General features: G+C 41.0%; 21 protein-coding genes. 3 read left to right on the top strand and 18 right to left on the bottom strand.

The window, feature by feature from the left end:
* Both C9J51_RS16510 and fghA read left to right on the top strand, forming a co-directional pair.
* Positions 1–359, top strand: a 359-nt coding sequence (locus tag C9J51_RS16510) for a zinc-binding dehydrogenase (RefSeq protein WP_146144940.1), incomplete at its 5' end; no start/stop codon positions are given.
* Between the two features lie 92 nt (positions 360–451).
* Complete coding sequence (fghA, locus tag C9J51_RS16515; protein WP_045040613.1) at positions 452–1,300, top strand: S-formylglutathione hydrolase; 849 nt, start codon at positions 452–454, stop codon at positions 1,298–1,300.
* A 141-nt stretch (positions 1,301–1,441) separates the two neighbouring features.
* Here the strand turns inward: fghA and C9J51_RS16520 are convergent, their stop codons facing one another.
* The 3 genes from C9J51_RS16520 to guaB form a co-directional block, all read right to left on the bottom strand.
* On the bottom strand, positions 1,442–3,001 hold the full coding sequence (locus C9J51_RS16520) for an AbgT family transporter (RefSeq protein ID WP_045038988.1): 1,560 nt from the start codon (positions 2,999–3,001) through the stop codon (positions 1,442–1,444).
* A 338-nt stretch (positions 3,002–3,339) separates the two neighbouring features.
* Positions 3,340–4,923: a glutamine-hydrolyzing GMP synthase gene (gene guaA, locus C9J51_RS16525; RefSeq protein ID WP_045037111.1), complete on the bottom strand. Its 1,584-nt coding sequence runs from the start codon at positions 4,921–4,923 to the stop codon at positions 3,340–3,342.
* A gap of 113 nt (positions 4,924–5,036) precedes the next feature.
* Positions 5,037–6,500 (bottom strand): IMP dehydrogenase, encoded by a 1,464-nt coding sequence (gene guaB / locus C9J51_RS16530; protein WP_045037112.1) that lies wholly within the window; start codon positions 6,498–6,500, stop codon positions 5,037–5,039.
* A 272-nt stretch (positions 6,501–6,772) separates the two neighbouring features.
* On the opposite strand from guaB, the gene xseA reads away from it, so the two are divergent.
* Entirely contained in the window at positions 6,773–8,125 is a 1,353-nt protein-coding gene (gene xseA / locus C9J51_RS16535) for an exodeoxyribonuclease VII large subunit (RefSeq protein WP_045040614.1), read from the top strand.
* A gap of 66 nt (positions 8,126–8,191) precedes the next feature.
* Here the strand turns inward: xseA and C9J51_RS16540 are convergent, their stop codons facing one another.
* The 15 genes from C9J51_RS16540 to fdx all read right to left on the bottom strand — a co-directional run bounded on the left by C9J51_RS16540 (position 8,192) and on the right by fdx (position 23,076).
* Positions 8,192–8,422: a zinc ribbon domain-containing protein gene (locus C9J51_RS16540; RefSeq protein WP_045037114.1), complete on the bottom strand. Its 231-nt coding sequence runs from the start codon at positions 8,420–8,422 to the stop codon at positions 8,192–8,194.
* Positions 8,423–8,956: 534 nt separating this feature from the next.
* Positions 8,957–9,865, bottom strand: coding sequence for an alanyl-tRNA editing protein (locus tag C9J51_RS16545; protein WP_045040615.1), 909 nt, complete (start codon positions 9,863–9,865; stop codon positions 8,957–8,959).
* A gap of 75 nt (positions 9,866–9,940) precedes the next feature.
* Entirely contained in the window at positions 9,941–11,449 is a 1,509-nt protein-coding gene (gene der, locus C9J51_RS16550) for a ribosome biogenesis GTPase Der (protein ID WP_045037116.1), read from the bottom strand.
* 176 nt (positions 11,450–11,625) lie between these two features.
* Positions 11,626–12,789: an outer membrane protein assembly factor BamB gene (gene bamB, locus C9J51_RS16555; protein WP_045040616.1), complete on the bottom strand. Its 1,164-nt coding sequence runs from the start codon at positions 12,787–12,789 to the stop codon at positions 11,626–11,628.
* 10 nt (positions 12,790–12,799) lie between these two features.
* A complete protein-coding gene (locus tag C9J51_RS16560) occupies positions 12,800–13,411 on the bottom strand; it encodes a YfgM family protein (protein WP_045037118.1) in 612 nt (203 codons plus the stop codon).
* 13 nt (positions 13,412–13,424) lie between these two features.
* Positions 13,425–14,693, bottom strand: coding sequence for a histidine--tRNA ligase (hisS, locus tag C9J51_RS16565; RefSeq protein ID WP_045037119.1), 1,269 nt, complete (start codon positions 14,691–14,693; stop codon positions 13,425–13,427).
* A 104-nt stretch (positions 14,694–14,797) separates the two neighbouring features.
* A complete protein-coding gene (gene ispG, locus C9J51_RS16570; protein ID WP_045037120.1) occupies positions 14,798–15,910 on the bottom strand; it encodes a flavodoxin-dependent (E)-4-hydroxy-3-methylbut-2-enyl-diphosphate synthase in 1,113 nt (370 codons plus the stop codon).
* Positions 15,911–15,926: 16 nt separating this feature from the next.
* The gene (gene rodZ, locus C9J51_RS16575; RefSeq protein ID WP_045040617.1) at positions 15,927–16,901 is read right to left on the bottom strand and encodes a cytoskeleton protein RodZ; all 975 of its coding nucleotides are present in this window, start codon (positions 16,899–16,901) and stop codon (positions 15,927–15,929) included.
* Positions 16,891–17,649: a type IV pilus biogenesis/stability protein PilW gene (pilW, locus tag C9J51_RS16580; protein WP_045037122.1), complete on the bottom strand. Its 759-nt coding sequence runs from the start codon at positions 17,647–17,649 to the stop codon at positions 16,891–16,893. The genes rodZ and pilW overlap by 11 nt, the downstream gene beginning before the upstream one ends.
* Before the next feature lie 56 nt (positions 17,650–17,705).
* Entirely contained in the window at positions 17,706–18,827 is a 1,122-nt protein-coding gene (locus tag C9J51_RS16585; protein WP_045037123.1) for a bifunctional tRNA (adenosine(37)-C2)-methyltransferase TrmG/ribosomal RNA large subunit methyltransferase RlmN, read from the bottom strand.
* A gap of 245 nt (positions 18,828–19,072) precedes the next feature.
* Positions 19,073–19,504 carry a nucleoside-diphosphate kinase gene (gene ndk, locus C9J51_RS16590; RefSeq protein ID WP_107250717.1) on the bottom strand — a complete coding sequence of 144 codons (432 nt, stop codon included), beginning with the start codon at positions 19,502–19,504 and terminating at the stop codon, positions 19,073–19,075.
* A 67-nt stretch (positions 19,505–19,571) separates the two neighbouring features.
* Positions 19,572–20,849, bottom strand: a complete 1,278-nt coding sequence (gene pepB / locus C9J51_RS16595; protein ID WP_045040619.1) for an aminopeptidase PepB — start codon at positions 20,847–20,849, stop codon at positions 19,572–19,574.
* Positions 20,850–20,981: 132 nt separating this feature from the next.
* The gene (gene pepB / locus C9J51_RS16600) at positions 20,982–22,265 is read right to left on the bottom strand and encodes an aminopeptidase PepB (protein WP_045040620.1); all 1,284 of its coding nucleotides are present in this window, start codon (positions 22,263–22,265) and stop codon (positions 20,982–20,984) included.
* Positions 22,266–22,413: 148 nt separating this feature from the next.
* On the bottom strand, positions 22,414–22,611 hold the full coding sequence (gene iscX / locus C9J51_RS16605; RefSeq protein ID WP_045037127.1) for a Fe-S cluster assembly protein IscX: 198 nt from the start codon (positions 22,609–22,611) through the stop codon (positions 22,414–22,416).
* Positions 22,612–22,737: 126 nt separating this feature from the next.
* Positions 22,738–23,076: an ISC system 2Fe-2S type ferredoxin gene (gene fdx / locus C9J51_RS16610; RefSeq protein WP_045037128.1), complete on the bottom strand. Its 339-nt coding sequence runs from the start codon at positions 23,074–23,076 to the stop codon at positions 22,738–22,740.
* Position 23,077: the final 1 nt, after the last annotated feature.

Raw genomic sequence — 23,077 nt, forward strand, 5'->3', positions numbered from 1 at the left:
CTGACGGCGGCGTTGACTACTCATTTGAGTGTATCGGTAACGTTAATGTTATGCGTTCAGCACTTGAGTGTTGTCACAAAGGTTGGGGCGAGTCAGTGATCATCGGTGTTGCTGGTGCAGGTCAAGAAATCTCTACCCGTCCATTCCAACTAGTGACTGGTCGTGTATGGCGTGGTTCTGCATTCGGTGGTGTTAAAGGCCGTTCAGAGCTTCCAGGTATCGTTGACCGTTACATGGCGGGTGAATTCAAGCTTGATGATTTCATCTCATTTAACATGGGCCTAGAAGACATCAACAAGTCTTTTGACCTATTACACGAAGGTAAGAGTATCCGTACGGTTATTCACTTCGATAAGTAAGCTTTCCTAAAATAAGCTTTATTATAATAACGTCATAAAAAAATGCGCAGAGCGCCTACACTCTGCGCAGCTTTAACGAGAGACTAAATCCAATGCCTTTAGAAAATATTAGTTGTAACAAAAGCGCTGGCGGCTGGCATAAGCAATATACGCACCGTTCAGAAGTCCTAAATTGTGATATGCGTTTTGCTATTTACCTGCCACCACAATGTGCAGCAGGACAAAAAGTACCCGTTATTTACTGGTTATCAGGCCTAACATGTACTGATGAAAACTTTATGCAAAAAGCAGGTGTACAACGTATGGCTGCTGAGTTAGGTGTCGCTATTGTTGCTCCAGATACTAGCCCTCGTGGCGAAGGTGTTGCTGACGATCCACAAGGCGCTTATGACTTTGGTCTTGGTGCTGGTTTCTATGTTAATGCAACAGAAGCTCCCTGGAACCGTCATTACCATATGTATGATTACATTGTGAATGAATTACCAACATTGATTGAAGCACACTTCCCAGTGACAGCTCAGCGTGCAATCAGTGGTCACTCAATGGGTGGACACGGTGCATTAATGATTGCTTTACGTAATCCTGAACGTTATAGCTCAGCGTCAGCATTTAGTCCTATATCGAATCCAATGAATAGTGCTTGGGGCCAAAAAGCGCTTACTGGTTATCTTGGTAGTAATACTAAAAACTGGAAGCAATATGATTCAAGTGAATTGATGCGTATTGCTGAAGTTAAATTACCAATGTTGGTTGATCAAGGCACGCACGATAACTTCTATAATGATGGTCAGCTTCGTACTGAAACCCTTGTTGCAGCAGCGGAAGCAAATAGCTACCCACTAGAAGTGCGTATGCAAGATGGTTATGACCATAGCTACTACTTTATGGCATCATTTATTGAAGATCATTTACGTTTCCACGTTGATAACTTTAATAAATAACCGCTAATTTATTAAACTCCTTTTTTGCAGACAGGGTTTAATAAGACACAAAAAGCCTCAAACAGTTTACCTGTTCGAGGCTTTTTTTCGTTAACGATAATTATTTATTAATACTCACTATCGTTATTCAGCTCTAATTATTTACATACTGTAAGTGTAAGGCGCTTGAACACCTAGAGGAATGCCTAGGGTCCAGAATACTAATAGGAAGATAGTCCAACCAATTAACATTGCAATTGAGTACGGCATCATCATTGACGCTAAGGTACCAATACCTGAACTCTTAACATAACGTTGCATGTAAACCACCACTAATGGGAAGAACACCATCATTGGTGAAATAATGTTAGAGACAGAGTCACCAACACGGTAAGCCGCTTGAGTTAATTCAGGTGAAATACCTACAGCCATTAACATTGGTACCATGATAGGACCAATCAATGCCCACTTAGCAGACGCTGAGCCCACCAATAAGTTAACACTGGCTGTTAGTAAAATCATACCAACGATGGTGACTTGACCCGGTAAGTTCATTTGTTGCAATAATTGCGCACCAGAAAGTGCTAATAGCGTACCTAAGTTTGATTGCGTAAACGCCACCAAGAACTGAGCAATAAAGAACACCATTACCATAAAGCCAGCCATACCCGCCATGGTAGTCGACATCGCTTTAATCACATCACCGCTTTGCTTAAATGTACCTGCAACTTTACCGTAGATAATACCGGGAATAACAAACAGAATAAAAATCAACGGTACAATAGATTGCATTACTGGTGCATTAAAGGCAGCAACTTCACCCGTTGGCGAACGTAATGGCGATGTTTCAGGCCATAGAGCAGCAACTAATAGCATGATACCCACAACCATTGTCCAACCAGCGTATGAGAATGCTTTACTTTCTAATGGAGTAAAAGAACCCATATCAGGTGCTTCTTCTGCATCTTCATCAATCGCTGTTTTTTGTAAACGAGGCTCAATTACTTTATCGGTGATGTACCAGCCAATACCCACAATAATGAACGATGATAGACCAGTGAACATTAGGTTTGCTAACGGGTTAACAATGTAAGTTGGATCCATGATGCGTGCAGCTTCTTGGGTAAAGCCCGCTAATAATGGGTCGATACCAGAAGGAATAAAGTTAGCAGAAAAACCACCAGAAACACCAGCAAACGCCGCTGCAATACCCGCAAGAGGATGACGACCAGCAGCGTGGAAAATGATACCACCAAGAGGAATAACCAACACATAACCTGCATCAGCAGCAGTGTGCGATACAATTGCCACTAAAATAAGCATCGGCGTAAGTAGCTTAGCTGGCGTAACATTTAGCATCTTTTTTAGGCCAGTATTAATAAAGCCTGACGCTTCAGCAACACCAACACCTAACATAGCAACTAATACAATACCTAATGGCGCAAACCCAGTGAAGTTTTTCACCATGTTCGCCAAGAAACTTGCCATCGCATCGCCAGTCAGCAAGTTATTAACGTGTACCACATCTTTCGTCACTGGGTGCACAAGACCAAAATCAAACTGTGATAACACAGCCGAAAGAATCCAAACAGTTACTAACCCCCAAAAGAACAGTAATGCGGGATCAGGTATTTTATTACCTGCACGCTCAATACCATTTAAAAACTTGTCCATCGCACTCGTAGATGGAGGTGGTGCTTGCTTCAGTGTTTTTTCGTTCATGGTAATTCCATGTCCTTATGCTGGTTATGTTTGCTATGCGGATCTACTTACATATAGTCGATCTCATTTTTTGTCCAAATCAAATATGAATATTCGCTGAACGATCGTAATGAAATTACCACAACAAACAGTGTTATAAACCTACTAATAACACCTACTAACCACTACATATTGTAACCAATCATTAATACGACACTTACAAAAAACATAATTCAAACAAATGAGTAACAACTAACAAATAGAAAGATAAATCTTACTTTAATAGCATTAAATAGCAGCCATAAAAAAAGCACCCGTAGGTGCTTTTTATTATTCAATTAGTACTAATAAACCTGTAATTATTCCCACTCAATCGTTGCGGGTGGCTTACCAGAAATATCGTAAACAACACGTGAAATACCATTGACTTCATTGATGATACGGTTCGATACTTTACCTAAGAAATCATAAGGTAAATGTGCCCAATGCGCGGTCATAAAGTCGATAGTTTCTACCGCACGTAGCGATACAACCCAATCATACTTACGGCCATCGCCCATCACGCCCACTGAACGTACAGGTAAGAACACAGTAAATGCTTGTGATACTTTATTGTAAAGATCAGCGTTATGTAGCTCTTCAATGAAGATTGCATCTGCGCGACGTAGTAAGTCACAGTATTCTTTCTTTACTTCGCCTAATACACGGACACCTAAACCAGGCCCAGGGAATGGGTGGCGGTATAACATGTTATAAGGCAAACCAAGTTCTAGACCGATCTTACGTACTTCATCTTTAAATAATTCACGCAATGGCTCAACTAAGCCCATTTCCATATCATCTGGCAAACCGCCAACGTTATGGTGTGATTTAATCACGTGCGCTTTACCTGTTTTAGATGCTGCTGATTCGATCACATCAGGATAAATCGTACCCTGTGCTAGCCACTTAGCATTTTTTAATTTCTTTGATTCTTCATCAAAGATATCAACGAACACATGACCGATGATCTTACGTTTAGCTTCAGGCTCATCAATACCTGCAAGTGCATCTAAGAAACGATCTTCAGCTTTAACATGGATGATTTTCAGACCAAAGTCATCACCAAACATGTCCATAACTTGTTGGCCTTCGTTAAGACGAAGTAAACCGTTATCAACAAATACACATGTTAGCTTATCGCCAATCGCGCGGTGAATAAGCATTGCAACCACTGATGAATCAACACCACCAGACAGACCAAGGATAACTTCATCGTCACCGACTTGCTCTTTGATACGTACAATTGCATCTTCAATAATATTGGCTGAAGTCCATAGCTTTTCACAGCCACACACATTCATCACGAAGTTTTCAATTAACTTCATACCTTGACGCGTATGCGTTACTTCTGGGTGGAATTGCACCCCGTAGAAGCGTTTTTCTTCATTTGCCATCGCAGCAAATGGACAGGTATCTGTTTCAGCAACTTTAATGAAATCCGCTGGAATTTCGACAACTTTATCGCCGTGGCTCATCCATACATCAAGTAATGGCGTACCATCAGCAGCAACCGCATCTTGAATATCGTTTAAGAAAGCAGTCTGCTCAACAATCTTAACTTGCGCATAACCAAATTCACGCTCATCAGAACCTGCAACTTTACCACCCAGTTGTTCTGCCATAGTCTGCATGCCGTAACATACACCAAACACAGGAACACCCGCTTCAAATACATACTGTGGTGCGCGAGGAGAACCCGCTTCAGTTACGCTTTCAGGACCACCAGAAAGAATAATACCGTTTGGATTGAAATCACGGATATCAGCTTCATCAACATCCCAGCTCCAAAGTTCACAATAAACGCCGATTTCACGGATACGACGGGCAATTAACTGAGTGTATTGCGAACCAAAATCCAAAATAAGAATACGTTGGTCATGAATATTTGCGGTAGTGGTCATTATAGAACTATCTCAAAAATTGAATGTATTGGGGGCTATATCTAGCCCCGATTTTATCTAACTTCGCAACTTAGGCAATCGTTTTCGTTCAACGAATACTGACTGCTTGATAATTAAGCTGTACGGTAGTTAGGCGCTTCTTTTGTGATCATCACATCATGTACGTGTGACTCTTTCATGCCTGCGCCTGAAATCCGTACAAATTCAGCTTTAGTGCGTAAGTCTTCAATTGTTGCAGAGCCTGTTAGACCCATGCTTGAACGTAAACCACCCATTTGCTGGTGAACGATTTCTTTCATCAAACCTTTGTAAGCAACACGGCCTTCAATACCTTCAGGTACAAGCTTATCTGCTGCGTTATCTGATTGGAAATAACGGTCTGAAGAGCCTTTTGACATTGCGCCAAGTGAGCCCATACCACGGTATGATTTATAAGAACGGCCTTGATACAGTTCAACTTCACCCGGTGCTTCTTCAGTACCTGCGAACATTGAGCCAACCATTACACATGATGCACCCGCAGCAATCGCTTTACATAAATCGCCAGAATAACGAATACCGCCATCAGCAATAACCGGAATACCGTATTGATCAGCCACTGATGCAGCTTCTGAAATCGCAGTAATTTGTGGAACACCCACACCAGTAACAATACGTGTAGTACAGATTGAACCAGGGCCGATACCCACTTTAACAGCACTTACGCCAGCTTCAATTAATGAGCGAGCACCGTCTGCGGTTGCAACGTTACCGCCAACAATAGGAAGATTAGGAAAAGCGGCACGTGTTTCACGAATACGTTGTAAAACGCCTTCTGAATGTCCGTGAGATGAATCGATAAGTAATACGTCAACACCCGCTTCAACCAATGCCGCAACGCGTTCTTCATTACCCGCGCCAGCACCAACAGCAGCACCAACACGTAAACTGCCACGCTCATCTTTACACGCGTTTGGTTTACGTTCTGCTTTTTGGAAGTCTTTCGCAGTGATCATGCCTTTTAGACGGAAATTATCGTCAACTAACAGTACTTTTTCAACACGGTACTGTTGCATAATCGCTTCAACTTCTTCGCGAGATGCACCTTCTTTTGCTGAAGCTAACTTCTCTTTAGAAGTCATTACTTCTTCAACTTTAATTGAAAGGTCAGTAACAAAACGAACATCACGGCCAGTAATAATACCAACTAATTCATTGTTATCTGCAACCACAGGATAACCTGCAAAACCATTTTCTAAGGTCAGACGTTTAACATCTGCGATAGTGTTATTTGGTTTAACTGTAACAGGTTCTGCAACAACGCCTGCTTCGAACTTTTTAACCATGCGAACTTCAGCCGCTTGTTGTTCGATAGACATATTCTTGTGGATAAAACCAATGCCGCCCTCTTGAGCAAGTGCAATGGCTAGGCGACCTTCAGTCACTGTGTCCATAGATGCTGATAGCATAGGAATGTTAAGAGCAATCTCTTTCGTGAGACGAGTGCGCAGATCGGCAGTGTTAGGTAGGACTGTAGAATGAGCAGGAACTAGTAATACATCATCAAACGTCAACGCTTCTTTTTTAATTCGTAACATGCAATATCTCACACCAATTTAAAGGTTTACAAAGAAGATTAAAATATTGCGAACGGATTATACGTATGAAGCAATCGTTTGGCTAGAATTATTTTATTTTTTTTAATTGACAAAAAACATTTGCTGAGTAGTATATTTCGGTTAACTATCCGGTGATGCGGTCGACGAAATACGGCCAAGATCTGTCCATTGATCTGCGTGGGCGTTTTTCGTTCTATTTGATAGTTTTTTGACCGCCTGCCGCCATTCATTCGTTAGCAGGTACTTCCTTCGTGACTCTATTCGCTTCTCAAAGCCAATCCAACGATCGTATCTACACCGTTTCCAGTCTCAATGCACAAGTCCGTCTAATCCTTGAAAATGAAATGGGGATAGTATGGCTCGTCGGTGAATTATCAAATTTTTCGATGCCGGTTTCTGGTCATTGGTACTTCACCCTTAAAGATTCTCGCGCTCAAGTAAAATGTGCGATGTTTAAAGGTTCTAACCGCCATGTCACCTTTAAGCCCGGCAATGGCAATCAAGTTTTAGTTAAAGCGCGCTTATCTATTTATGAGCCTCGCGGTGACTATCAGTTGATCATTGAAAGCATGCAACCTGAAGGTGATGGGCGTTTACAGCAACAATTTGAACAACTCAAAATGAGCCTTGCTGCTGAAGGTTTATTTGCTCAATCATTGAAAAAACCATTACCACAACAACCCCAACGTGTCGGTATTATTACCTCTAAGACCGGTGCCGCTTTGCACGATATTCTGCACGTATTAAAACGTCGCGACCCAAGTTTAGCCGTGGTTATTTATCCTACAATGGTGCAAGGTGATGGTGCCGCCATATCAATAGCTCAAGCGATTGGACGGGCAAATTCACGCCAAGAATGTGATATTTTAATTGTTGGTCGAGGGGGCGGTTCATTAGAAGATTTATGGGCATTTAACGAAGAAATTGTTGCACGAACCATTGCAGCAAGTCAGATTCCAATCGTCAGTGCTGTTGGTCATGAAGTCGATGTCACTATTGCTGATTTTGTTGCAGATATGCGCGCGCCAACACCATCCGCTGCGGCTGAATTGGTCAGTCGGGATAACAGCAGTCAAACGGATAAAATTAAACATAAACAGCAACAATTACACCATGCTATTCAATTTTATTTAGCCGAAAAAAAACAGTATATTAATCAGCTTAATCATCGTTTAGACCGCCAACATCCACAGCTACGTTTAAATCAACAGCAACAACACTTAGATGATATAACTCGTCGCCTACAGCAGATTATGCTGAAAAAGATTCAAATACAGCAACAACGTATTACTCAAAACCAATATAAATTGTCACTTCATTCACCACAGCAACGTCTGCAACACAACACAACCACACTTATTAATACTAAGCGACGTTTATTGGATGCAATGGATCGTAACCTGTTAAATGCTCAGCATAAATTATCGCTAGCTGCCGAAAAATTAGATACCGTAAGCCCATTAGCAACACTTAATCGTGGTTATTCGATTACGCGTGATGATAAAGGCAATCTCATTCGCCATTGCGATCAGGTTAAAGCGGGCGATCAACTGATCACAACCGTTACTGATGGTAAAATCTATGCCACTGTAAACAACGGCTAATAACTCGAAGTTAATGATATTTCCACGCCGCAATATTATTTTATTGCGGCGTTACGGCATCAAAGCCTAATCTGTGACTTTGTTAAATACGATTTTTACACGTGATTTTGATTTTAACTCATTACAATAATTGCAAAAATAACTCGCAGACCCACATGCTTGTAACTTCTCTAATTGTTCAGAACAATCAGGACAAAATGCTGTTTTAGTCACTGCTTGTTGGCAATAATCACAAAAATATTTCTGATCTTTCCAACTTAATTCACTCTCACATTGTGGACAAGTATTTTTAATCACTCTTTTTAACTCCTAAATGAATTTGTTCTAGCATGCAAAATTATTGCGTTAGATGCTACTAAAATTAAATATCACTTTTTAAATATTTAGCACAATCCATAACTAATACTTCGCTATTTTCTCGATTAGTCTTTGTCATAATAGCACCATGATCCCTAATATGATCACCACCCTTATGGGTGATCATTGTGTTTATTAAACTTGATCAGCGATCAGCTCTCAAAAGAATATTTATCAATACACATCCCGAAAGCATAAGTTACATATTCTGCATATGGATTTTAAACAGCATAATAAACTAGTTAATCTGGATTAATTCGTAACGATCCAATATTTAATAAAATGAGATCAGACGGGAAAATAGGTGAATATACTAATTTTAAAATACCTTTTTAATCAGTTATATCATAATACTTCTCATTATAGTGTAGAACGCCAGATAACAATCTTTCCCTTAACAATCTAAAAAATAAGATATTACACCTATAAAAAAATCGCCCGTAGACGATTTAAATATCATGAACACATTGTTCTTTATGCCACAACGGCCGTCGTTATCATCACTAATTGTTGATCAGAGATAACTTCAAACTTTACCGTTAACGCAAGATATTCTGCTAATGAGGTCGCATGCGTTCCACCACAGGGAATTTCAATGATTCCCTCATCACCAAGATCACATTGCCAATAACGAGAATCTGTTAATGCATCACCTTCACGACGCATCACTATTGGTGTCGCTAAAGCTATCCATAATGCCAATTGTTGGTTAATTTTAACGGTTATTTGTTCAATATCCGCGATCATTTCAGCACTATTAAGTCCACGCTTACGCAAAGTTTTACCTAATCGATAATGATCAGTATTACAATTTTCACTCGCAATGCTCTTTTCTTGCGCGTAACTATGGAAATCGTAATAGCCAAGCTCATCACGTCGACTTGAATCTTTCCGCCAAAAATCACTATGTAGCACTTTATTTAATGCTAATGATGATAAATGACCACCACTGTGACCACGGCTTAACCCCTGTTGATACGCTTTATCAACCACCAGTGTTACCTCTTCAGCAACACAAAGAGCAAACGGTAATGCTAGATGATGAACCACAACAAACACCCAACCATCAGTATCACGTTTAACCGGAATATCACTCGCGATATATAATTGCTGCGTGGCTATTTCTATCGCACCTACAACACAATCTGTCACAGTATAATGCAGGGATTGATAAATTAATTCACCACGATCAGCGGGATGATCTGGCCAAATATGGCTTACAGGATGAAAGGGGGTTTGCTCAACAACGATCCACGTGCCGCCATTTTTAGCAGCAACAGCACAAACAACGGCACTGTTTACTTGCCAGACATTTTGAGTAAAAAGTACTTTTGTTGGCGTAATAATCGTTGGCATAACAATTGTTGGTGCAACAGCAACCATGCTATTTTCCTTATAAAAAAGCCCAACACAATGGCTGGGCTTTTACATCAAGAGACAATACACTCTATCGCTAAATTACTTACGACGATCGTGTAGAGCACTGGTTAAGCGCTTACGCTGACGTTCTTGAGAAACAGTCAACTTTTGCTTTGTTGTTTCAAATGGGTTCTCACTATTCTGGAATTGAATTCGAATAGGTGTACCCATCATTTCTAATGACTTACGGTAGTAGTTCATCAGGTAACGTTTGTAAGAACTAGGAAGATCATTTACTTGGTTACCGTGAATTACAATAATTGGTGGGTTATAACCACCAGCATGGGCATATTTTAGTTTCACACGACGGCCACGAATCATTGGTGGCTGGTGATCATCTTGTGCCATTTGCATAATACGGGTTAGCAAAGATGTACTGATACGTTTAGTTGCTGACTTATATGCTTCAATAACTGATTCATATAAATGGCCAACACCGGTACCGTGTAGTGCAGAAATAAAGTGAATACGCGCAAAGTCAACAAAACCAAGACGACGATCAAGTTCAGATTTAACACGCTCTTTAACGTCGTTATCTAAACCATCCCACTTATTAACAGCAATCACTAATGAGCGACCAGAGTTCAGTACAAAACCAAGTAAACTTAAGTCTTGATCTGAAATATTTTCGCGGGCATCAATCACTAACAACACAACGTTAGCATCTTCGATAGCTTTCAATGTTTGAATAACAGAAAACTTCTCAACCGCCATACTCATGTTCTTACGGCGACGAACACCTGCGGTATCAATCAATACATACTCTTGACCATCACGTTCCATTGGAATGTAAATAGAGTCACGAGTGGTTCCCGGCATGTCGTAAACAACAACGCGTTCTTCACCTAAAATACGGTTAGTCAACGTTGATTTACCTACGTTAGGACGACCAATGATAGCCATCTTAATAGGTTGTTCTTGTAGACGTTTATACGCAGCTTCAGCATCTTCTTCAGAAAGGTTTGCTTTCTCGATGTCTGCAACTGAGGTTAAGTCTTCAATACTCAACTCACCATCTTCTTCGCCATTTGCAGCCGCTAACTCTGCATTTAACTTATCAGAGAATGGTGCTAATGCACGTTCCATTAGCGCGGTTACGCCACGGTTTTGGGTTGCTGCAATTTGGAACATCGCATCAACGCCTAAACGCCAAAATTCAGCACACGCCGTATCAGGGTCGATACCATCTACTTTGTTAACCACTAAAAATGTTGGTTTTTCACGGCTACGAAGGTGTTTTGCAATTGCTTCATCAGAAGATGTTAATCCAGCACGACCATCAACAAGAAACAGTACAACATCCGCTTCTTCGATTGCCGCTAATGACTGCTCAGCCATTTTAGTTTCAACACCTTCCTCAGTGCCATCAATACCACCGGTATCAATAACAATAAATTCGTGCTCTTCTAACTCAGCTCTACCGTATTTACGATCCCTAGTTAAACCAGGAAAGTCTGCAACAAGTGCATCCCTCGTGCGGGTAAGACGATTGAACAACGTCGATTTACCCACGTTAGGGCGCCCGACAAGGGCAACAACAGGAATCATAACTACCTCTTATTTTTCATAGTCTTAATTGACATTTCACCGTTTATTTTTGTCTCAAATAAGCATATTTACTTATCTTCATCCGACAATAATATACACAACGGATATAACAACAACGGCTCCAACTGCATAAGACAGCTGGAGCCGACAAATTAATCTAGTGACAGTATACCGACTTATTTCGATATTTGCATTTTGTTGATTTCGCCATCACGAGTAACAACAATAAAGCCGTTATCGTCAAGTGCTACAGGCGGAACAGCAATACCGCTACCATCAATCGATTCTTGTGAAACAAATTCACCTGATTGAGTATCCAACCAATGTAGATACCCTTCAGCATCACCCATCACTAAATAGCCATCAATAACAGCTGGCGCACTCAGTTGACGGTATTGAAGATCTTTATTTTGCCATAGCTCAGTACCACTACGGGCATCAACTGCGACGATATGATCTTTTGCTGTTACTAAGAACAACTCATTGCCATCAACCACAAAATTTGTTGCTGATGAATAATTACGTTTCCACGCAATTTGACCACTGCGAAGATCAATTGATACTAATGAACCATTATAGCCGATAGCATATAAACGATCGCCAGAAATCACAGGGGCGGCATCCACATCCACTAAACGATCAATTTCAGTTGAACCTTTAGGTGTTGAAATGGTTTGCTGCCAAAGTACACGGCCATCATTTAAGATTGCACCTTCTAAACGACCATTTGATAGTCCCCAGAAAACACCACCCGAAATTGCAACCGGAGAACTGGTACCACGTAATGTTAACGTTGGTATCTCATTGCTAATTTGCCATTTACTCTTACCGGTATCAGCGTTAAGCGCCTCTAGCATACCACTGCTGGTATTAACAACCACAATACCACTATCAACTAATGGCTTTGACAAGACTTCGCCAGCAACTTTAGCACGCCAAACTTCTTTACCCGTTTCAGCATCTAATGCAATAACATCAGCATTTTCTGTACCGATAAAGATTTTTCCTTCCGCTAAAACTAAGCCTCCAGAAATTTTAACGCTGGTCTCTTTTTCTAAATCATTTTTCCATAACACTTTACCGTTGCTAGGATCTAAAGCTTCAACCAAACCATTACGATCGGCGACAAACACTTTATTCTGTCCAACAACTGGCGTTAGTTTTGAATAGTAACCAGAAACACCATCACCAACGCTACGACTCCAATCTGTTTTTGGCGTAAAAGTATTGTCTACTTTAGGCAATGGCGCCATATGAATAGAGTCAACTTCACTCGCACAACCAGATAACACACTCACCGCAATTGCTACGGCTAAAGCTCGTTTTAACACCTTATGCATTATGTTCGCCTTATTGAGCTAAGTCATTAAGCTTCATCTGCAATGCTGGTGATGAACCATCTTGCTGAGCTTCTATGTATGCGTCACGTGCTGCTTGAATATCGCCTTTTTGCAGCAAAATATCACCACGTAATTCAGCAATATTTTCATTCCAGCTAGGGATCGTTACTTTTTTCAACTCAACTAAAGCTTCATCAAATTTTTGCTGTTCTGCGTAAATACGTGCTAAACGCGTTACGGCTAATGGCAAAATAGCATTATCTTTAGTGTTATTGATCACCCAATTTAGTTGCTCAATCGCACCATCAAGATGATTATTTTCAACTTGAACTTTCGCTAATTGTAATGCAGCAAGAACAGCATATTGACTGTCTTTGTTCGCTTCAATGAACGTTTGCGCTTCAGTGACAGCAGTTTTACTATTATTGTCGAGAGCTGTAACTACTTGAGTATAGGAGTCTGATGCTAAATGCTTAGCAGTATGGACTTCAGACTGGTAATAACGCCAACCTAATAGACCCCCTAAACCAATTACGGCGCCTAGAACAACGGCTTTGCCGTTATCTTGCCACCACGATTTTATCGCTTCAACCTGTTGTTCTTCTGTGGCGTAGTCGTTCACTTCCTGTCCTCTCTTAAATCAATGCTGCCAGCTTTGCGGCAACCTCATCCTGTGCCATGGTTGTTTGTTCACCGCCATGTAGATCTTTAACCACAACGGTGTTTTCTGCCATTTCATTTTCACCAAGAACCAATGCAATTGCTGCACCTACGTTATCAGCACGTTTAAATTGCTTTTTAAAATTACCACCACCAAAGTTAGACATAATGCGTAACTGAGGTAGTTGATTACGTAATTTTTCTGCCAGCATCATACCAGCTGCTAATGTTCCTTCACCTGCTGTTACCATGTAAACATCAACAGAACGACGTACATCGTCTTGCTCTAATGCTTCCATTAGCAATACCAGACGTTCAAGTCCCATTGCAAAACCCACTGATGAGGTTGCTTTACCACCTAGTTGTTCAACTAGGCCGTCATAACGACCACCACCACATACTGTACCTTGTGCACCTAAGCTATCAGTGATCCACTCAAATACAGTACGGTTATAATAATCTAAACCACGTACAAGACGTTCATTTACTTGATATTTGATGCCAGCAGCGTCTAATAGTTCACATAAACCAGTAAAATGTTGCTGTGATTCTGGATCTAAGTACGCAGAAAGCATTGGCGCATCAACAAGAATTTCTTGAATTGCAGGATTTTTAGTATCTAAAACACGTAATGGATTAGTGTACATGCGACGCTTAGCATCTTCGTCTAATACGTCCATATGCTGCTCAAGGAACGCAATCAATGCAACACGATATTCTGCACGCGCTTGCAGTGAACCAATAGAGTTTAACTCTAGACGAACATGATCATTAATACCAAGCTCACGCCATAAACGCGCCGTCATCATTATAAGTTCAGCATCAACATCAGGACCATCAATACCGAACACTTCTACACCTACTTGGTGGAATTGGCGGTAACGGCCTTTTTGTGGACGCTCATGACGGAACATTGGACCCATGTACCATAGGCGTTGTTCTTGGTTATAAAGTAGACCATTTTCAATGCCAGCACGGACACAACTTGCAGTCCCTTCTGGACGTAATGTTAAGCTATCACCATTACGATCTTCAAAAGTGTACATTTCTTTTTCAACGACATCAGTGACTTCACCGATCGCACGTTTAAACAAATGTGTCGACTCAACAATTGGCATACGTATTTCATTGTAACCATATGCACTGATCACTTGTTTAACAGTACCTTCGACTTTTTGCCAAAGTGGAGTTTGTGTTGGAAGGCAATCGTTCATGCCTCGAATTGCTTGAATTTGTTTCGCCACGATTATTCTCAGTTTTCGATGGGGATTTAAATCGAATATATAATTTATTGCAGAAATAGTGAACCACACTGTCACAATAACAGCATGGTTTTTGCTATTTTATCTTATTGAGTAATATCAATACGGTTTTTTAGGTCTAACATTGAGGCTTTTGCACGGATTTTCGCCTCAAGTTGATCAATGACGTTATCGTTATCAAAACGCTCTTTTTGACGAATACCATCTTCATAGAAAGCACTCTTACGATTACCGCCAGCAATACCTAGGTGTGATGCTTCTGCTTCACCAGGACCATTAACCACACAGCCAATGATAGAAACATCCATCGGAGTAACAATATCTTCTAGACGTTGCTCTAATGCATTAACGGTTGCGATAACATCAAATTCTTGACGAGAACAGGTTGGACACGCAATAAAATTAATGCCGCGTGAACGAATACGTAATGATTTTAAAATATCAAAACCGACTTTAATCTCTTCAATAGGATCTGCGGCTAATGAAATACGTAAGGTATCACCAATGCCTTCGGCAAGTAGCATACCTAAACCTACCGCAGATTTAACAGAACCAGCACGTGCACCGCCCGCTTCAGTAATACCTAAATGCAATGGCTGTATAATTTGCTTCGCTAACTGACGATAAGATTCAACCGCTAAAAACACATCAGAAGCTTTCACGCTCACTTTAAATTGGTCAAAGTTAAGTCGATCTAAAATTTCAACATGGCGCAACGCTGATTCAACCAATGCAGCAGGAGTGGGTTCACCATATTTTTGTTGAATTTCTTTTTCTAACGAGCCGCCATTAACGCCAATACGAATAGGGATATTATTATCACGTGCACATTCAACGACCGAACGAATACGATCTTCACGACCAATATTGCCGGGGTTAATACGCAAACAGTCAACGCCGTATTCAGCTACTTTTAGTGCAATGCGATAATCAAAATGGATATCAGCAACCAATGGTACATTGACTTGTTGTTTGATCAACTTAAACGCTTCAGCAGCATCCATTGTCGGTACGGAAACACGAACAATATCGGCCCCTACTTTTTCCAATGCACGAATTTGAGCGACCGTTGCATCAACATCAGTCGTTAATGTGTTAGTCATTGATTGAACGGCAATTGGAGCGCCATCGCCAATAGGGACATTACCGACATAAATTCGGCTTGATTGGCGACGTATAATGGGTGATTCGTTATGCATGTATTATCATTCTCTATTACTGCGGCAACGTTAACGTTATAGGTCGACCCGCTGGATAACGACTAAGATCGAAAGGTTGCCCTTTAAGTTCTATTTTAACGGCACTTGGTGCGCCAAGTCGAACTCGAAATGGTGCCTTGCCATTAATATCAAGTGTTTGACCTGAGGTCTTAATACCACTTTCGAGACGCTTACCATTAGCGTCACGAATATCAATCCAACAATCAGCCACAAAAGTTAACTGTAATGCAGGCGCAGCTTCAACATCGGTTGTTATCGCTGGCGTTACTGCCTCGGATACCGTTGTTTCAGCGACTGTTGCTGTAGTTGCAGCAACAGGCTTAACCGTTGTTGTAGCAACATCGGTTATCACGGCTGGCGCTGGTAAAGCATCAGGATTAACTGGCGCTGTAATAGCAGCAGAAGCCGTTGATGGCGTACCATCCGTTACCGTTGTAGTGGCTGTATCAACAACCGTTGGTGATACTACCGTTGCCGCCGATGCAATAGTGTCAGTTGAAGGGGTTATTCCTTCAACCTTAGCAACATCAACGACTGGCGTTATATCTTGCTCTAAATGGCTATTTTGCCACCACCATACAGCGGTCACACCAACAAAAATCACCGCTAGAATCCATGTTAACCCCATTATACGGCTATCATGTGCTTCACGGTTAGTACGACGTGAGAAACTTTGCATTTCTTGAGCTTTAGGTTTCGAATGACCGTAGTCATCTAATAAAGCGACAACAGCAACGTCATCGAGCCCAACATACTTTGCATACGATCTCACATACCCTCGAGTAAACGTGGATATTTTTTCACTATCAAAACAGTTACTCTCAATATCATTAATCACCGACAAACGTAATCGTAGTCGATTGGCGATATCTAATTGCGAGTACCCAAGTTGCTCACGAGCTTGACGAAGCATATCGCCAGGTCGTGCAACATTATCTGGTTGTGGTGAATCGTTATGTTCAGTATTCATTGGCTAGATAATTCTGATATTGCTTAGAATTAGGGAATTGTTCTTTTAATAAGTTAGCGTATTTATTGACCAAAGTTAACCGTCCATTTTGGTTTTCTAACTGAATCAGTAACAGCAAACTGTTTGCTGTATATCCATATCGCTTATTAAATTTAAACAACCGTACGCGAGCATCTTTATAATTATTAGCCTCTAATTCTAGCTGCGCCAGTTGTAACATTGATTTTGGACGATATGGATCATGTGAAAGTGCTTTTTCAAAATAATCTATCGCTTGTACATCATCGCCTTGTTTACGGCTACATAAACCTGCGTTTTCATAACTTGCTGAAATAAGATAATAGTAAGGTTGATTAATCGCTTTAACAAACGTACTAATAGCTTCATCATAACGCCCTTCGCTACATAAAAAGGCCCCATAATTATTAAGAACATCACCATTTTTAGGTGCGTCTCTTAACGCTCTTTTATACATCTTTTCTGCCGATTCTTGTTCACCAACCTTTTGATAATAATAGGCCATCGCATTTTGGACGCGGTAATAATCTGGCGCATAAGCTAATGCTTGCTCCAAATTTTCCCGCGCACGTTGCCATTGGCCTACTTGTAAATAATTTAACCCTAATGTCATTCGAGCTTCAGCAGCCTCAATGGCATTAAATTGTTCAGCGTTATCTTCTACCGTCACAGTGGCACACCCGGCCAACAATAAACAAGAAAATAATGGATACTTTATCCATCCTATCATTTTACTCACCTTAACATCCGTGTTAAACCGCGAAGTGGTTATAACTGCTAATCTAATTAAAGGGTTTTAACGGCAATAGACTCACCCATTGGTAACTTAGCCTGAGTGCGTTTAGTACGATCAATAACATCACCGACTAATTGGCCACATGCAGCATCAATATCATCACCACGTGTTTTACGTACAGTTACCGTATAATCATACTCCATTAGAGTTTTCATAAAGCGATCTATACGTGAATTACTAGGTTTTTTATACGGTGAGCCAGGATATGGATTAAATGGAATCAAGTTGATTTTAGCTGGAGTATCTTTTAATAAACGACCTAGCTGACGCGCATGTTCCATATCATCATTAACATGATCAAGTAACACATATTCAATCGTTACACGACCACGATTAGCGTTAGTTGAATCAACATAACGACGCACAGCATCAAGGAAAGTTTCAATATTCCAACGATCATTGATCGGCATAATTTGCGAACGTAGTTCATCTGTTGGTGCATGCAGTGAAATAGCAAGAGCCACATCGATAGTACCGATCATTTGCTCTAAACCTGATACAACACCAGATGTTGATACCGTAACGCGACGCTTAGATAAACCAAAACCTAAATCATCTAGCATAATTTCTAATGCTGGAATCAGGTTCTTCATATTCAATAATGGCTCACCCATACCCATCATTACGATATTAGTAATAGGACGACGGCCGGTTTCTTTTTGAAGACCAATTTCTTTCGCTGCACGCCACACTTGACCAATAATTTCAGAAACACGCAGGTTACGGTTAAAACCTTGTTGGCCTGTTGAACAGAATTTACATTCTAATGCACAGCCTACTTGAGAAGAAACACACAAGGTTGCACGATCTTCATCAGGGATATAAACCGTTTCTACGTCTTGATCGCCAACACGCATCGCCCATTTGATGGTGCCATCATTTGAGTATTGTGCATTAGAGACTTCAGGTGCACGAATTTCAGCAACACGCTGCAATTTTTCACGCAACTTTTTGTTGATATTGTTCATTTGATCAAAGTCATCACAACCGAAATGATAAATCCATTTCATTATCTGATCTGCTCGAAATGGCTTTTCATTTAGCTCTTCGGCAAAGTATTTACGCAGACCTTTGCGATCGAAATCTAGCAGATTAATTTTGACAGTTGTCATCGGTTGGTGCCTCACTAAAAATGACTATTGCTGCGCCTTTATAACTCGGAGATCTGCAAATGGCAGCCTCATCGTAGTTATCAGGGTTTAAGGCGCGAAATTGTACAGCCTTTAGGCGCGGGTTTCCACCCGTTCAATGTATGGTTATTTTAGCGATGATAACAATCATGAGACTTAAAATAATAAAGGGAAGCTTTAGCCTCCCCTTAGTATTTGGTATTGCTTATTTTTTCAACTATTAATCATTACTCACTACGCGGGCATAACTCATCAGCGGCAAAAAAGTAGCTGATCTCACGCTCTGCCGATATCGGGCTATCAGAGCCATGAACGGAGTTGTAACGTAAACTAAGTGCAAAATCAGCACGAATAGTGCCACATGCCGCTTCTTGTGGATTCGTTTTACCCATCAATTCTCGATAACGAACAATCGCATTATCCCCTTCAAGCACTTGTACCATCACAGGACCTGAAGTCATAAAATCAACCAATTCATCATAGAAAGGTTTGCCTTCATGTTCAGCATAAAACCCTTGAGCTTGAGTTTTAGTTAACTGCAACATTTTAGCTGCAACAATTTTTAAGCCTGCATTTTCGAAACGTTGATAAATAGCGCCAATTAAATTTCGTTTAACAGCATCCGGCTTTACGATTGAAAACGTTTTTTCTATTGTCATTATTATAATTTCCTTTTGAGTCTAGTTGCCGTCCATTTACTTAGTATCTACTTATAAACTGTATGACTTACAGTAATAATGCCGCAATATTTGCAATACCTAAGCCCGTTGCACCGACGGCCCAACGTGGATCGGCACTATCACGATAACATGCAGCCAAATCAAAATGAATCCAACTGCAATTATCTGTATCAACAAAGCGCGATAAAAAACCAGCAGCATTAGATGCACCGCCCATACCACCCCCTTTTTGAACACGACTGTTGGCGGTATCTGCAAACGCAGACGGACAGTAACCTTGATGCCATTTTTCAAGCGGTAATGGCCATGCAGGTTCATTCACTAATTCTGATAACTGTTGTGCGCGCGCTAACAATGCTTTATCAAACCCAAAAATGGCATTGTAGTCACCACCAACCGCCATCATAGCGGCACCCGTTAACGTCGCTGCATCAATAATTAACGGCGCTTTAGTTGCTGATGCCATTAATAAACCATCAGCAAGTACCAACCGCCCTTCGGCATCAGTATTGACAATTTCGACTGATACGCCATTGCGATACGTTAGCACATCGCCTAATTTATAAGCATCGCCTGACACCATATTTTCAGCGCAACAAAGAATTAATTTGACTCGCTGTGTTAAACCTTGTGCAATGGCGTACCCTAATGCAGCAGTAACGGTTGCAGCGCCCCCCATATCGCACTTCATACTAACCATGCCCGCACTGGGTTTTAAGCTATAGCCGCCGGAATCAAAAGTGATCCCTTTACCCACTAAGCAAGCACTGACTGGCGCATCAGGATCCGCACTAGGATTATAATCAACGCTCAGCAATACCGGTGAATGCTGACTACCACGACCGACACTGTGAATACCAATCCAACCATCAGCAAGCAATTCATCACCGCTAATCATCTCTGCACTAATATGATCTCCGCCAATTTCAGTCAAAAAACGCACCGCAGCTTTTGCTAACTGCTGCGGATATATAGTATCAGAACCGGTATTGATGATTTTTCGCGCCCAATCATGGCTATGTCGACGCGCATTTAACAGTTCAAGCTCGTCTTCATCAATTGACGCCCATTTAATGGTGACGGTTTCCATTGTGGCGGCAAAACCACAATAAAATGCCCATTGACGTTCATAATTCCAACCATCGCCACTTAAACTCACCGCTTCAACACCTTGCGCTTGAAGTTGTCGACCGCCTTGTTGAATACGACGAAAACTAAAGGCATCATCGTAATGCACAGTGACATTGTCGGCTTGATAACTAATCAATGCATTAACGCCCCAAGGCGCATTCGCGGGTAGGTTTGATAATTTTACTGTCAACATTATTGATAACCTCTTGTTTTATTTATAGTCTATATTTTTCAATTGACGTAATTTTAAATATAAAAAAAGCCCTCTTAAACGATTTTAACTAAAAATAAAATCATTAAGAAGGCTTACTATTATTGCTCTATATTATTGAGCGAGAATACGGGCTAAGGTTTTAACACCCATACCTGTTGCGCCTGCCGCCCACTGATCATTACCGCTCTTACGGTAAGTACCACTGGCATCAATATGCATCCAGCCTTGCTGATAATCATCAACAAAATATGACAAGAATGCCGCCGCAGTACTTGCTCCTGGCATAAAATCACCATTAGAGATATTGGCTAAATCAGCAAAATTTGAGGGTAACATTTTACGATGAATCTCAGCTAAAGGCAGTGGCCACATACCTTCACCTTCGTGTTCTGCCGCTGCTAATGCCTGACGAGATAAGATAGGATCGAAACTCAATAATGCATGGTAGTCATTACCTAACGCCATTTTTGCAGAGCCTGTTAATGTCGCACAATCAATGATCAACTCAGGATGTTGGCTATTGGCATACATCAGACCATCAGCTAGCACTAATCGTCCTTCAGCATCAGTATTTAACACTTCAACGGTTTTACCATTTTTATATTTAATGATATCGCCTAATTTTAATGCACGGCCTGAAATCATATTTTCAGCACAGCATAGAACTAATTTAATCCGCTTATTAAGTCCACGCGCCATTGCCAATGCTAAACCACCCGTAGCTAATGCTGCGCCACCCATATCGGCTTTCATTGTTGCCATTCCCGCAGAAGGCTTAATGCTATAGCCGCCGGAATCAAAAGTAATACCTTTACCAACAATACAAGCAAAAACAGGCGCATCAGCATCGCCAGTAGGATTGTAATCTAAACGTAGCATCGCTGGACGGTGATCTGAACCACGACCGACAGCATGAATGCCATTCCAGCCTTCATCCAATAGATCATTACCTTTAGTGATTTTATACGTCACATATTCAGGTGCTAATGACTTAATAAACTCAGCAGCGCGGGCTGCAAGTTGTGAAGGCGCAACCACATCAGCAGGTTGATTGATAATATCACACACCCAATGAATGGTTTTAATGCGTGCTTGTAGCTCAGCCTCATCGGCGTCATTCAACGCTTCCCAAGTCACATTATTATCAACTTTAGGATTACGGTAACCTTGTAAGAATGCCCAAATCGCAGCGAGATCCCACTCAGATCCAGTCAGGGTAACCTGCTTAATGCCTTGTGAATCTAAACGACGGCCTGCACGTTGAATATCACCTAACATATCGCTCGCAGTGACATGAATGATGGTTCCTTCGGCATTAAAACTCACTAGCGCATTTGCACCCCAGTGACTATCCGCAACGTGATGAGAAAGAAATACTGACATCATGGTAGACATTGATAAACTCCTTGATAAATACCACACAGTCAAAGCCATTAAATAAAGCTGATTACTGCGTCATTGTTATACTATTTTTTATAACTAATAAGACTATGCCCATCACCCTTGCGAGGCAACAATAAAACAGGCTTTTTGGTGGTTGCCATTATTGTTCATCAATCCAGCACATTTGCACTGCTTCTAAAATTTTCTCATTACAGTGATCGATTTCATCGTCAAATTCATCCAGAGCGATGATCCAATCTCTTAGATCGGTAAACCGCACTTGGGTTGGATCAACTGTCGGATATAGTTCAATCAATTCAATGGCAATATCACGTGAATCAATCCATTGTAAACTCATAATAAATCCTCACTTTTTGAATAGAAAATAACAACCTAATCTAACCGTAACGCTGTAAGTCGCGATCCCTCTAATCAACAGGTAAAAAAATAGGCCACCATCATGGCGACCTATCTTAATAGTTAATTATTGGGCTTCGGAAGCAAGATTGACGGTATAACGTGGAATATCGACCACTAAGTCTTCATCGGCAACTCGAGCCTGACAACTTAAACGAGATTCTGGTTCAAGTCCCCATGCTTTATCTAGCATGTCATCTTCAAGTTCATCACTCTCTTTTAGAGAATCAAACCCTTCACGAACGACAACATGGCAGGTAGTACACGCACAAGATTTTTCACACGCATGCTCAATTTCAATACCATTGCGCAATGCAACATCTAGGATAGTTTCGCCAGCTTGCGCTTCTAAAATTGCGCCTTCTGGACAATGTTCTTCATTAGGTAAAATTATAATCTTAGGCATG

It is taken from the genome of Photobacterium iliopiscarium (genome assembly GCF_003026395.1).
Classification (GTDB): Bacteria; Pseudomonadota; Gammaproteobacteria; order Enterobacterales; family Vibrionaceae; genus Photobacterium; species Photobacterium iliopiscarium.